This is a genomic window from Acinetobacter pseudolwoffii (assembly GCF_002803605.1).
GTDB lineage: Bacteria > Pseudomonadota > Gammaproteobacteria > Pseudomonadales > Moraxellaceae > Acinetobacter > Acinetobacter pseudolwoffii.
Window position 1 is genome coordinate 175,248 of the sequence record NZ_PHRG01000003.1, and the last position, 13,689, is coordinate 188,936.

The 13,689-nt window shown below is 43.1% G+C and carries 14 protein-coding genes; 6 read left to right on the forward strand and 8 right to left on the reverse strand.

Annotated features, from left to right (window positions below; all coding sequences use genetic code 11):
• The first annotated feature begins 96 nt into the window (after positions 1 to 96).
• The 4 genes from CWI32_RS07675 (at position 97) to CWI32_RS07690 (ending at position 6,255) form a co-directional block, all read left to right on the forward strand.
• Positions 97 to 462 carry a hypothetical protein gene (locus tag CWI32_RS07675; protein ID WP_005171129.1) on the forward strand — a complete coding sequence of 122 codons (366 nt, stop codon included), beginning with the start codon at positions 97 to 99 and terminating at the stop codon, positions 460 to 462.
• A 123-nt stretch (positions 463 to 585) separates the two neighbouring features.
• Positions 586 to 4,044, forward strand: coding sequence for a transcription-repair coupling factor (gene mfd / locus CWI32_RS07680; RefSeq protein ID WP_100535013.1), 3,459 nt, complete (start codon positions 586 to 588; stop codon positions 4,042 to 4,044).
• Between the two features lie 229 nt (positions 4,045 to 4,273).
• The gene (locus CWI32_RS07685) at positions 4,274 to 4,708 is read left to right on the forward strand and encodes an HIT domain-containing protein (protein ID WP_004646760.1); all 435 of its coding nucleotides are present in this window, start codon (positions 4,274 to 4,276) and stop codon (positions 4,706 to 4,708) included.
• 56 nt (positions 4,709 to 4,764) lie between these two features.
• Positions 4,765 to 6,255 carry an adenylate/guanylate cyclase domain-containing protein gene (locus CWI32_RS07690; protein WP_100535014.1) on the forward strand — a complete coding sequence of 497 codons (1,491 nt, stop codon included), beginning with the start codon at positions 4,765 to 4,767 and terminating at the stop codon, positions 6,253 to 6,255.
• A gap of 66 nt (positions 6,256 to 6,321) precedes the next feature.
• On the opposite strand, the gene fdx is transcribed toward CWI32_RS07690, so the two are convergent.
• From fdx to CWI32_RS07730, 8 genes are all read right to left on the reverse strand, one after another.
• Positions 6,322 to 6,660 (reverse strand): ISC system 2Fe-2S type ferredoxin, encoded by a 339-nt coding sequence (fdx, locus tag CWI32_RS07695; protein WP_005171126.1) that lies wholly within the window; start codon positions 6,658 to 6,660, stop codon positions 6,322 to 6,324.
• 15 nt (positions 6,661 to 6,675) lie between these two features.
• Complete coding sequence (gene hscA, locus CWI32_RS07700; protein WP_100535015.1) at positions 6,676 to 8,535, reverse strand: Fe-S protein assembly chaperone HscA; 1,860 nt, start codon at positions 8,533 to 8,535, stop codon at positions 6,676 to 6,678.
• Positions 8,536 to 8,569: 34 nt separating this feature from the next.
• Positions 8,570 to 9,085, reverse strand: a complete 516-nt coding sequence (gene hscB / locus CWI32_RS07705; RefSeq protein ID WP_005096765.1) for a Fe-S protein assembly co-chaperone HscB — start codon at positions 9,083 to 9,085, stop codon at positions 8,570 to 8,572.
• Positions 9,086 to 9,188: 103 nt separating this feature from the next.
• On the reverse strand, positions 9,189 to 9,509 hold the full coding sequence (gene iscA, locus CWI32_RS07710) for an iron-sulfur cluster assembly protein IscA (protein WP_005096766.1): 321 nt from the start codon (positions 9,507 to 9,509) through the stop codon (positions 9,189 to 9,191).
• Between the two features lie 34 nt (positions 9,510 to 9,543).
• The gene (gene iscU / locus CWI32_RS07715) at positions 9,544 to 9,930 is read right to left on the reverse strand and encodes a Fe-S cluster assembly scaffold IscU (RefSeq protein WP_005171124.1); all 387 of its coding nucleotides are present in this window, start codon (positions 9,928 to 9,930) and stop codon (positions 9,544 to 9,546) included.
• 107 nt (positions 9,931 to 10,037) lie between these two features.
• The gene (locus tag CWI32_RS07720) at positions 10,038 to 11,255 is read right to left on the reverse strand and encodes an IscS subfamily cysteine desulfurase (protein WP_100535016.1); all 1,218 of its coding nucleotides are present in this window, start codon (positions 11,253 to 11,255) and stop codon (positions 10,038 to 10,040) included.
• Position 11,256: 1 nt separating this feature from the next.
• Positions 11,257 to 11,730: an Rrf2 family transcriptional regulator gene (locus CWI32_RS07725; protein WP_005096769.1), complete on the reverse strand. Its 474-nt coding sequence runs from the start codon at positions 11,728 to 11,730 to the stop codon at positions 11,257 to 11,259.
• A gap of 112 nt (positions 11,731 to 11,842) precedes the next feature.
• Entirely contained in the window at positions 11,843 to 12,493 is a 651-nt protein-coding gene (locus CWI32_RS07730) for a hypothetical protein (RefSeq protein WP_100535017.1), read from the reverse strand.
• 203 nt (positions 12,494 to 12,696) lie between these two features.
• Between CWI32_RS07730 and CWI32_RS07735 the strand changes: the two genes are divergently transcribed.
• A complete protein-coding gene (locus tag CWI32_RS07735; RefSeq protein ID WP_100535018.1) occupies positions 12,697 to 13,176 on the forward strand; it encodes a phasin family protein in 480 nt (159 codons plus the stop codon).
• Positions 13,177 to 13,333: 157 nt separating this feature from the next.
• Entirely contained in the window at positions 13,334 to 13,606 is a 273-nt protein-coding gene (locus CWI32_RS07740; protein WP_004786051.1) for an HU family DNA-binding protein, read from the forward strand.
• Positions 13,607 to 13,689 lie beyond the last annotated feature (83 nt).

Sequence of the window (13,689 nt, forward strand, 5' to 3'; positions counted from 1 at the left end):
TGATCGTTGTGATTTTGACAATTTGCCTCAAGTTCGATATGTGGATTTGAGGCATTTTCATCTAGACTAGGGTCTGAACTTTATTTGGCTGGGTAAATGGCGATGTTTGATAAAATCAGTGCATTATTTAAAACTAATAAACCGACTGCTGCACAGTTATATTTAGACGAGCAGAATATCCAGCATGTCGAAGGCACAGGTTATATCGTGGATGGCATTGATTTAAATCAGGAACTGGCCGCACGCTTAGAATATTTGTCCAATCGCCGTCTAAAACAGTTTGATGATTTAAAAGCTTTATACGACACCGCGATGCTGATCAATGAAAAGATTGATCTGGAAATTGCCCATCAGCGTTTTAATGTGACTTTGGGAAATACCGAAGAGAACCTGCTGCAATTTAAAATGATCCTCAAGAAGTTAAATGATTATTATCGTAACTTTCTGCGAGAGAAAAAATAAGTGTTAAAAGTGGCTTGAAATCGAAGCGTATGGATGTGGCAAGACTGCATAAAAATAACAAAATATCCTGAGATCATCGTGCTAGTATAAGCCTCAGGTTATTTAGACTTTAAAGCTATATCCATGTTCCAACAAGAAATTTCCCAACTCAATTTACCACAACTCAAAGCAGGCGAGAAACGCTGGTTAGGCAATCTGCAAGGTTCCTCGACGGCATTGTTGCTCAAAGAAATCGTGCAGCAGCAATCGCGTTTATTTATTGTGATTGCACGCAATAACCAGCATTTGGGTCAACTGGAAAGTGAACTGGAATTTTATGGGATTAAACCCACGATTTTTCCAGATTGGGAAATTTTGCCTTATGACCGCCTGTCTCCGCACCAGGATATTGTCTCGGAACGTCTGGCGATTTTATCCAATATGCCAAAAACTGGCGTGCTGTTACTTTCTGCCTCAACCTTGGCCCAGCGTGTCGCACCGACTTCATGGATTTTGGGTGAACATTTTGATATTCACGTCGGACAGAAATTCGATTTGGAACAACAGAAGAAAAAGCTGATTCAGGCCGGTTATTATCTGGTCGATACGGTTTATGATCCGGGTGAATTTGCGGTACGCGGCAGTATCATGGATATTTATGCCTCGGGACAGGAAGCACCGATTCGGATTGACCTGTTTGATGATGAAATTGAAAGCCTGAAATTTTTCGATTCCGAAACTCAGCGCACCACGCAAAGTTTGCAGCAGTTTACCGTATTGCCCGCACAGGAATTTCCGCTCAAGGAAGGTCGTGCGACGTTCCGTGACCGCTATGCCGAATTTTTCCCGACCGCCAATTCGAAGAAAAATCCGATTTATCTGGACGTGATGGATGGCATAGTCTCGCCGGGAATCGAGTTTTATTTACCCTTGTTTTTCAGTGCTGAAGCCATGCAAGGCCAAAGTTCACTGATTTCGTACCTACCAAGGAATGGCATTGTCATTACAGATAAAGCTCTGGACGAAAGTCTGAGCCAGTTTTGGCAAGATGTAGTACGCCGTTATGAAGACCGTCGCCACAATGTTGACCAGCCGATCCTGCCGCCTGAAAGCCTGTTTTTTCAGACCAATCAGGTGCTGGAGCAGCTGAATCAGTTTGCGCGGATTATTGCTGCACAAACGCCTTTTGATCAAAAAGCTGGCGTATTGAATCTTGATACCCAGTTGCCACCGCGTCTACCCGTAGACCCGAAACGTGAAAAACCGTTTCATGAAGTCAAAAAATATATTGATCAGGCCAATCATCCGGTACTGCTGGTGGCTGAGAGTGCGGGACGCCGTGAAAGTCTTAAAGATGCCTTAAGGCCAAGTCTGGGTGATATTCCGACGGTTGATAACTTTGAGAGCTTTATCACCTCCCTGTATGCGATTGCGATTACCAATGCGCCTTTAGAGCGCGGTCTGGTACTGAGCGATCGTATCAGCGTGATTTCTGAAAATCAGCTCTATGAACACCGGGTGGTACAGCGCCGTCGCAAACGTCAACAGGAAGTTTCAGAAGAGTTTCTGATCCGCAGTCTGACTGAACTGACCATGGGTGCACCTGTGGTGCATATCGATTATGGAGTCGGGCGTTATGCCGGTCTGGTCACCTTAAGTATTGATGATCAGGATCATGAATTCCTGCAGCTGGATTATGCTGATGCCGCCAAAGTCTATGTACCAGTCACCAATCTGCATTTAATCAGCCGATATAGTGGAGGTGATCCGGATCTGGCACCTTTGCATAAACTGGGTACAGATGCATGGAATAAAGCCAAACGTAAGGCGCTGGAACAGATTCACGATGTTGCTGCCGAGTTGCTGCATATTCAGGCCCGTCGTTCTTCCAAGCCCGGAATCAGTTTTGAAATCGATCAAAGTCTGTATATGCAGTTTGCCAGTGGTTTTGCCTATGAAGAAACCCTGGATCAGGCCAATGCCATTGAAGCGACGCTGCATGATATGCAACTGGCCAAACCGATGGATCGTCTGGTCTGTGGTGATGTTGGCTTTGGTAAAACGGAAGTGGCGATGCGTGCTGCATTTGTCGCGGTGCAGAATAACCGGCAGGTGGCGATTCTGGTGCCAACCACCTTGCTGGCACAACAGCATTATGATTCATTCAAAGACCGCTTTGCCGATTGGCCAGTTCGGATTGAAGTGCTGTCACGTTTCGGTTCTTCCAAAGCACATACCAAGACCATTGACGACCTGATTGAAGGCAAAGTGGATATCGTGATTGGTACGCATAAAATTTTACAGGAAAATGTCCAGTTTAAAAATCTTGGCCTGATGATTGTCGATGAAGAACATCGCTTCGGAGTACGTGACAAGGAGCGGATCAAGGCGATGCGTGCCGATGTCGATATGTTGACCCTGACAGCCACTCCAATTCCGCGTACGCTAAATATGGCCTTTAGTGGCATGCGTGATCTGTCGATTATCGCCACACCGCCGGCACGCCGTCTTGCGGTGAAAACCTTTGTGCAAGAACATACCGATGACACCATTAAAGAGGCAATCCTGCGTGAATTGCTGCGTGGTGGTCAGGTCTATTTCCTGCACAATGAAGTCGATACGATTGACCGTGCCGCAGCGCATATTCGTACATTGGTGCCGGAAGCCCGGGTGATTGTGGCACATGGCCAGATGCGTGAACGTGAACTGGAGCAGGTGATGCAACAGTTCTATCACAAGGAATACAATGTTCTGGTGTGTTCGACCATTATTGAAACCGGGATTGATGTCCCAAATGCCAATACCATTTTGATTGAACGTGCTGACAAACTGGGCCTGGCACAATTACATCAGCTCCGTGGCCGAGTCGGGCGCTCGCATCATCAGGCCTATGCCTATTTAATGGTGCCGTCTTTAAAAGCCTTAAAAGGCGATGCCGAAAAACGTCTGGATGCGATCCAGCGTGCTTCGACCTTGGGAGCCGGATTTATGCTGGCCACCGAAGATCTGGAAATTCGCGGGGCAGGTGAATTACTCGGTGAACAGCAGAGCGGTTCAATGCAGGCGATTGGTTATAGCCTGTATATGGAAATGCTGGAAAAAGCCACCAAAGCCATTCAAAAAGGCAAAACTCCAAATTTCGATGCACCCTTGTCACTGACTGCAGAAATTACCCTGCATATGCCAGCGCTCATTCCGGATGATTATCTCGGAGATGTGCATCAGCGTCTGTTGTTCTATAAGCGTATCAGTAATACTGATACTCAGGAGAAGCTGGACAATATCCGGATGGAATTGATCGACCGTTTTGGCATACCGCCACAACCGGTCAAACAGCTCTTTGCCGTGCATCAGATTCGTCTCAAAGCCGAGCAGCTTGGCATCACCAAAATTGATATTAGTGCTCAAGGTGGGCATGTGGAATTCGCGCCAGATACCCCGGTTCAGGCCATGACCATTATCCAGATGATGCAGAAACATCCAACCTATTTCCGGATGAATAGCGGGCAACGTCTTAAGGTCATGGTCATGCTGGAAGATTACCAAAAGCGGATTCAGTTTATTCAGGATTTGCTGGACAGTCTATTGAAAGAAGTGGGCTAATTTGATTTAGACTAAATCAGTTTGAAAGTTCATGATACATTTCATTTTCATTGAAATTTTCAGGAATGATAAACCAGCTTTTTTTAATGAAATGTTCGAACAAATTCTCGTGATGCGCCTTGCAACAAATCATGAGAATTTGTCTTTAAACCCATTGCTTTCAATATTCAGCTTCGGTTGGATATGTTAGTATTAGCCATCATTCTAATTTTGCATCATTTATAAAGATATGTTTAGTTTGCATCCACAACTTGCTCAAGATACTTTTTTTGTAGGCGACTTTCCTTTGTCAACATGTCGTTTGATGAATGATATGCAATTTCCCTGGCTGATCCTGATTCCACGTGTGCCGGGTGTCTCTGAATTATATGAATTGAGCCAAGCTGACCAAGAGCAGTTTTTACGTGAATCAAGCTGGTTATCAAGCCAGCTGGCACGTGTTTTCCGTGCGGATAAAATGAATGTCGCGGCATTGGGCAATATGGTTCCGCAATTGCATTTTCATCATGTGGTTCGTTATCAGAACGATGTAGCATGGCCGAAGCCTGTTTGGGGTACACCAGCTGTTCCTTATAGCAGTGAAGTATTAGCACATATGCGTCAAACACTCATGCTGGCGCTACGTGGTCAAGGCGATATGCCATTTGACTGGCGTATGGACTGATTAGCCCCAAGTATTCCGAGATCTATGAACGATTGCGGATTTCAGGGAGTGACTGAATGCAATTAGACGACTGGATTCAAAAAGAACCACAACAGTTTGAATATTTTCATCGCTTGATGGGCTATATCATGCTGTCTCTGGTTTTGGTCGTCTTTCATTACACTGAACCGGATACTCAGTATCAGCTCTTTGTTCCTGTGTTTTTATTCCTGATTTTATTGATTAGCTCGAAACTGTCGCGCTGGTTGATCTATCGCCATGATTATCGTATTCGGCGCAATGTTCTTTTTCTGATTGATGTTATTGTCATTGTAGTGGTTTTAGCCGCAGTACAGCTGGATTTGGTATTGTCCTTGCTGGGTTTGGTGGCAATACTCTATACCGCGATCAGTAATAAAATTTCATTGATGATGGCTTCTCTGGCCAGTCTGGTCGGGATCACCGTTTTTTATCTGGCCAATATTCTGGTCTTTGGTTTTGGGACTTATTTTGAACCGACAAGCAGTGAACTAACGGTTTTAGGCTTCATCTGCCTGACTACCTATTTTGGTGTCGGAAGTTTTTATCAGAGTGGTCGTGTGCAGTATATGACCCAGAAGAAAAATCATTATTTTGAACAGATGAACCGTTATATGGAATTTGCCAATCAGCTGAGTCGTTATGCGCCTGTGCAGTTGTGGCAATCCATCATGAAAGGTGAATCTGAAGCGAAAATTGAATATAAACGTAAAAAGTTAACAATTTTCTTCTCGGATATTCAAGGCTTTACAGAACTGTCTGAAACGCTTATTCCAGATGATTTAGCATTCTTGCTCAATGATTATTTGCGGCATATGACCGAAATCGCCAAAAATTATGAAGCGACTGTTGATAAATTCATGGGGGATGCCATCCTGATTTTCTTTGGTGATCCAAACTCTGAAGGCGTAGAGCAGGATGCCAAGAACTGTATGGAAATGGCGATTGCCATGCGTCAGCAAATGAAACTGCTGCGTGAGCGCTGGATTAAAATGGGTTATCCGCCACTGCATATCCGTATGGGTATTTCGACCGGTTATTGCCACGTCGGGAATTATGGTGCGACGCATCGGATGGCCTATACCATTGTAGGACGAGATGCCAACTTGGCAGCGCGCTTACAGAGTGCAGCTGAAGTGGATGAAATCCTGATTTCAGAAGATACTCATAATCTGATCAAAAATGATTATTTATGTGCGCCGAAGAAACCAATTTTCTTGAAAGGCATTAAAGCACCGGTAAGAACCTGGCAGCTAATGGAAAAATATGCATCGCAGAAAGTTGAGTATCAACGTTGGTTCGACTATGAATATAAAGGCTTTCATTTACTGCTCAATCTGGACGAAGTACAAAACTTTGAATATCCAGAATTGATTCATGTACTGGAAAAAATGATTAAACGCATTGAAACTCAGCAGAAATTGACCAACTCTCAGGGCATCGTCAAGCTTAAACTTGAAGATGAAGTGATTGAGCATCTCCAGCCACAAGACGAATTTGAATCACTCAAAGACTCCAAAGTAATCTAATCATTCTCATAAATATAAAAAACCACGTCTAAGCGTGGTTTTTTATATGATCTTTCAAGAAAAATCTTAATGATTTTCCGAAGCGTGATTGATGGTGTATTTTGGAATTTCAATTTCCAGATCTTCATCGACCAGTGTGACCTGACAAGAAAGGCGTGAATCAGGTTCCAGACCCCAAGCGCGATCCAGTAAATCTGCTTCTACATCATCCATTTCTTCGAGGCTGTCGAAGCCTTGACGTACCACAACGTGGCACGTTGTACATGCAGCTGACATATCGCAGGCATGTTCGATTTTAATGCCATTTTTGAGCAGGCTTTCGCACAGGTTGGCATTGTGTTCGACTTCAAACTCAGCACCTTCGGGGCAAATCTGCGCATGTGGAAGAACTTTAATACGTGGCATAGTCGTTACCTTAAATTAGTTTGAGTTTGACCAGTCGTCGAGTTTAGTGCCCTTAAGAGCGGCATCAATATGTTGATTCATACGTGCTGCTGCAAAAGCATCACTATGTATTTTAAGCTGTTCAACTGCAGATTCAATCGCTTTGATGTCTGAACCTTGAAGCTCGGTTTCAAGTTGTGCCTGTGCAGTTTGCAGTGCTGCCAGTTGCTCTTCAGTCAACAGAGCGGCATCTACTTTTAGTGCCTGAACCAGTGCTTCCAGCTCACGCTGGGCTTCAACTTTGGTTTCATTCAAATGACGCAGATTTTTATCTTCCTCGGCAAATTTATAACCGTCAAGTAATAGGCGCTCAGTATCTTCACCGGATAAGCCATAAGATGGCTTAATATCAATTTGCGCATGCACGCCAGATGTTGTTTCTTTGGCAGATACCGTCAACAAACCATCAGCATCGACCTGGAAAGTTACTTCGATACGTGCCTGACCGGCTGTCATTGGTGGAATGCCATGCAAGACAAAACGACCCAGACTACGACAATGTTCAACCAGATCACGTTCACCTTGAACCACATGGATCAACATGGCAGTCTGGCCATCTTGATAGGTAGTAAATTCCTGACGACGTGCTACAGGAATGGCAGTATTACGTGAAATCAGACGTTCCACCAGTCCGCCCATGGTTTCTAAACCTAAAGACAGTGGGGTAACATCCAGTAATAAGGAACCATCAGTCGAGTTGCCAATCAGTTGGTTTGCTGTAATCGATGCGCCAATGGCAACCACTTCATCCGGGTTAATCGTGCACAGCGGTTCTTGGCTAAATACGTCACCAACTGCTTTTTGTACGGCATAAGAACGGGTTGAGCCACCCACCAGAACCACATTTTGAATGTCATCCAGTTCAAGCTTGGCATCACGCATCACACGTTTACATACGCTGATGGTTTTGTCCAAAGCAACTTTAATGATTTCTTCAAAGGTTGGACGGTCAAGGTTTAAAACTTGATCGAGTAATTTGAGTTGAACTGAATCTGCATCAGACAAAGCTTCTTTGGCCTTACGCGCTGCCACAATAAAATGTGCATATTCAGCATCATCTAAGGTTTCGATGTTTAGCTGTTTCTTGGCCCATTTCAGAATTAAACGGTCCAGATCATCACCACCGAGGGCAGTGTGGCCGCCAGTCGCCAGCACTTCAAACACGCCTTGAGAGAAGCGCAGAATCGAAACGTCGAAAGTACCGCCACCCAAGTCATAAATCACATAGTTGCGATCTGTACTCAAGTTGCTTTCCTGATCGAGGCCATAAGCCACAGCAGCAGCGGTGGGCTCATTCAATAAACGTAAAACATTCAAACCGGCAAGCTGGGCAGCATCTCGGGTTGCCTGACGCTGTGCTTCATCAAAATACGCTGGAACGGTAATCACTGCAGCATTCACCGGATTTTTCAGACTTGCTTCAGCACGATCTTTGAGCTGCTTTAAAATTTCTGCAGAAATTTCAACCGGAGTTTTACGACCTTGTGCGGTTTCAAAAGCCGGCATTTCATTCGCTTCGCCGACCAAGGCATAAGGATGCTGGAATTTGATATCCGCTTGAGAGCGCCCCATGAAACGCTTGACTGAAACGATGGTATTTTTAGGATCGCTGGTAATAAAAGGCGCGGCTTCATTACCATATTGAGTCTGCTGTTCTGCATAATGCACGATAGAAGGAAGTAGCACACGACCTTGTTCGTCATTCAGCACTTTGGCTTTACCTGAAAGAACCGTGGCAACCAAAGAGTGGGTGGTGCCTAAATCGATACCAATCGCAATGCGGTGTTCATGTGGTGCACTTGATTGACCTGGTTCTGCAATTTGCAAGAGAGCCATAGTGTTACATCCTTTGCACGTTAAATATTAAAAATTAGAAATCATCATCAAGGTCAAAGCTGTCATCGTCCAGGAAGCGGTCTTCCGCCTTGTCGATATCTGCCATGACTTTAACAAAGAAGCGTAGTTTACGCACTGTATCGCGTGCTTCAGCCCAGTCTTCATCGGTATAGTCAATTTTAAACTCACGAACCAGACCGTCAATCCATTGCTGTACTTCAACTTTCAGTGAAGTTAAATCTTCAGCAGAGGTGGCATCGTCGAGTTGTTCACGAATTTCCAGAGCGTCCTGCAAGAATTCAAAATCACTGATCGATTGATCTAAGTGATAATCCTGTTTCTTGAGGGACAATAAATACGCTGCACGGCTATCGACCGCTGACAAAACTTTAAAAGCCTGATTGATATCGCTTGATTTAATCAGGGCCTGATCTTTGTCTTCAGCTTTATCGGGATGATATTGTTGCTGTAACTTTAAAAATTCAGTTTTTAAAGTTGCCAAATCAATATCGAGTGCTACTGGAAGATTGAACAGCTCAAAATGATTCATGGGAGATGGGGTCCGCGATTAATGTGCAAAAATAACTGTATAAATGCAATTAAAACAGTGTGAAACACACTGTTTTAATGTCAAAAGAGAATAACTGCCGGGTTTATACAGTGAAGGATTCACCACAACCGCATTCGCCTTTTTTGTTGGGGTTGTTAAATTCAAAGCCTTCGTTCAAGCCGTTTTTAACATAGTCCATCTCCATACCTTCAAGATAAACCAGACTTTTCGGATCAATGAATACTTTAACCCCAAACTGCTCAAATGCTTGGTCATGTGTATCGACTTCGTCAACGAACTCGAGTACATAAGCCAGACCAGAACAGCCTGAAGTTTTCACACCAACGCGAATGCCTTCACCCTTACCGCGATTTTTTAAATAATTGCTGATATGAGTTGCAGCATTTTCAGTTAAATGGATCATGAAAACTCCGTTAAAATTTAAAAACGTGGAACAATTAAGCTTTAACTTTCTTGTTACGGTAGTCTTCTACAGCTGCTTTGATTGCATCTTCTGCAAGAACAGAGCAGTGTACTTTTACTGGTGGAAGTGCCAGTTCAGTTGCAATATCGATATTCTTGATTGCTTGAGCTTGATCCAAAGTTTTACCTTTGAGCCATTCAGTCACCAAAGAACTTGATGCGATTGCTGAACCACAACCATAGGTTTTAAAACGTGCTTCTTCAATCACGCCTGCATCGTTGACTTGAATCTGTAAACGCATCACGTCACCACATGCGGGTGCACCAACCATACCGGTACCAACGTTTTCAGCATTTTTATCTAAAACGCCAACATTACGAGGGTTTTCGTAATGATCAATTACTTTTTCGCTATAAGCCATGTTGCTTCTCCAAACCTCGGGGTCAGCCTTAGTATTATTAAATATGGGGGTTAAAAAACTTTTCTCAATGAGATAGTAACCGATTGGTCACTATCTCAGAATGAAGATTAGTGCTCAGCCCATTCAACTTTAGAAAGGTCGATACCTTCTTTAAACATATCCCAAAGCGGAGAAAGTTCACGTAACTTCTCAACAGCAGCTTTAGTGATACTCAATACATGATCGATATCTTCTTCAGTGGTGTATTTACCAAAGCTGAAGCGGATCGAACTGTGTGCAAGCTCGTCTGAAAGACCCAATGCACGAAGTACATAAGAGGGTTCAAGTGTTGCAGAGGTACATGCTGAACCTGAAGATACCGCAGCATCTTTCAAGGCCATCATCAGTGATTCACCTTCAACAAAGTTGAAGCTGACATTCAAGTAGTTTGCTACGTTTTGTGTAGGATGACCATTCAAGAACACCTGTTCAAGGTCTTGTACGCCATTCCAAAGCTTGTCGCGAAGTACACGTAAGCGGGTTTGTTCAGCTTCCAGATTCTTGCCTGCAAGTTCGAATGCTTCACCCATCCCCACGATTTGATGCGTTGCCAGCGTACCTGAACGCATACCACGTTCATGACCGCCACCATGCATTTCAGCTTTAAGGCGTACACGTGGGCTACGACGTACAAACAGGGCACCAATACCTTTAGGGCCGTAGATCTTGTGCGCAGAGAAGCTCATCAGGTCTACTTTTAAAGTTGAAAGATCAATTTCAACTTTACCTGCCGCTTGTGCTGCATCGACATGGAAGAAAATTTTGTTGGCACGAGTGATTTCACCAATCGCTGCAACATCAGTAATCGTACCGATTTCGTTGTTCACCATCATCAGTGAAACCAGAATCGTATCTGGACGAATTTCTGCTTGAACCATTTCCGGAGTAATTAAACCGGTTTGAGGTTGTGGTTCAATATAGGTAATCTCAAAACCTTCAGACTCTAACTCACGGCACGTATCTAAAATTGCCTTGTGTTCGATTTTAGAGGTAATGATATGTTTACCTTTCGATGCATAGAAATGAGCCACACCTTTAAGCGCAAGGTTGTCTGATTCGGTTGCACCTGAAGTCCATACGATTTCACGTGGATCAGCTTTAATTAAATTAGCGACCTGTTCACGTGCATATTCAACTTTTTCTTCTGCTTGCCAGCCATAAGCATGTGAACGAGATGCAGCATTACCGAAGGTACCTTCGAATGTTAAACATTCCATCATACGTTCAGCAACCTGAGGATCTACCGGAGTCGTAGCTGCATAATCAAGATAAATCGGACGTTTCATGTCAAATACCTGTAACCGATAAAAGGGCTGAATCAAAGGGTGCTGAATTTTGGCGTAATGACACTGTTTGTACATTGTCACGTGCAACCAGATCAGCAAGCGAGATTTTTGCTAAATAATCGGCAATGTGGTGGGAGAGTTCCTGCCATAAATCATGAGTCAAGCACATCGCACCATTCTGGCAGTTGCCTTTATGGTCACAGCGAGTCGCATCAACTGTTTCGTTTACAGCTTCGATAATTGCTAACACAGTAATTTCATCTGCATTACGTGCTAAATGGTATCCACCATTTGCTCCACGAACACTTGAAACTAAGCCATGGCGCTTGAGTTTCGCAAATAACTGCTCAAGATACGCAACAGAAATAGTTTGACGTGCCGCAATTTCGGCGAGCGTAATCGTTTTTTCAGAAGGCTGCAAAGCTAGATCAAGTAGAGCAGTCACAGCGTAGCGACCGCGAGTGGTTAGGCGCATGATTCGATACACATGGTTAGACTAGATGTGTCGATTTTAAGAATCCCGACTAAATTAGTCAAGTTATTTTTAGTAGACCTTAGTGGGATTTAATTTTTTCATAATGAAAGATTTACATAGTGAGCCAATTATACACTAATAACGTAATCAAAAGTATGCTACTCAGGCCAAAAACAATATTAATGCGCTTTTGACGGCGTTCGATCCGTTTCAGGCGGTTTTTATACTGTTTGACTTCTACCTGCAAGGTATTGATCTTGGAACGCTGCTCTTCAATTTTCTTTAAGAGTGGTGCTATACGCTTTTTGGACGCAATAATTTCCGTTTCATCAGTGGGTGTTTCAGACAGCCAGTGTTTCCAGTCGGCTAATACTTTTGGCAAGCTGAATACTGTTAATAAATCACGAAATTCGTCTTTCAAAACCTGATGACCATCAATGCGCATACTACGAATGCTACGACGATTGCCAAAAATAAAAATTTTGATCAGATCGGGAAGTGTGGTACGCACATCCAGATCTACAATGCGACCCGGTGCTTTATGGTCAAATAAAAGACCATTTGTGGTGAATTGCACATAAAAGTCGAAATATGGAATATAGCTATTGATTTTAATCGAGATATTTTCATCTACAAACTTCTTGGCTTGTAATGCAACGACACGATCATGCTTGAGAATGAAGGTAAATATTGTTTCTAAAACAATTAACGTCATCGTAAGCAACAAATGCGGTTGATTTTGACTTTGTTGCGATTCGCTCATATACAACCAATCCTTACCTGAAATATAAAGTGAAAAAGCTTCCTGCCTGTGAAGAGATTTCAGGGTTAAATCAAATTAGACTTGAAATAAATTGCTTTGTAGAACAGTTTAGCAAATCTATCAAGTACTAAATTTGCTATTATGCAGTGATTTTGTAGAATAATTTATAATAATTGCGCAGAAAACAAACAGGAGCCGTGCACATGGACGAGTCAAAAACAGCACAAGACTCAGCTGAAGCTTTAAACCAGAAAACAATGAAAGCCAAGTCCAAATCTGCCTCGGAGCGCAAATCGGCTCTTGATTTTCGTAAATACACCAAACAGATCTGGCTGGCTGGACTGGGAGCATTTTCACGTGCCGAAGAAGAAGGCAATAAACTGTTTGACTCACTGGTCAAGGTTGGAGAAGAACTGGAGTCTAAAACTGCAGATATTGCAGATCAAACTGTAGAAAAGGTCTCAGAAAAGGCCAAAGAGTCGGTCACAGAGACCAAAGATAAAGTGGAAAAGCTGATCGACAACTCTGTTCATCACTCATTGAATCGTATAGGATTAGTCACACTCAAGGATGTACAACATTTAGAACGTTTAATCCTTCAGTTACATGCCAAAGTTGATCAGTTGACTGCGGAACAAGAAAAAATGCAGGAAGAATTGTCGAAAAAAACACAAATAAAATGACTTTATTTATTATTCAATGTTTTTTTCGCATATTTTTTGAAAAAAAAGAGGTTCTTAAGTATTGCGTTTATACCTAAAGCATTGCTATAAAGGCGTTATGGCATGTTAAACAAATTCTTGAACCTTAAATAAACGATATTAAGAGGACGTAATCTTCATGAATAAATCAGAATTAATTGATGCAATTGCAGAGAAAGGGGGATTATCTAAGGCTGACGCAGGTAAAGCTTTAGATGCTACAATTGCTTCTGTTACTGAAGCTTTAAAAGCGGGTGATACAGTTACTTTGGTCGGTTTTGGTACTTTCGGTGTAAAAGAACGTGCTGCACGTACTGGCCGTAACCCACAGACTGGCGCTACTCTTGAGATCAAAGCAAGCAAAGTGCCTAGCTTCAAAGCGGGTAAAGGCTTAAAAGACGCTGTAGCTTAAGCTTACCCAGCGATGAAACGCGCCTTCTTTGGCGCGTTTTTTATTGATAAAATAAATTGTGATGATTAACACATTCATTCAAT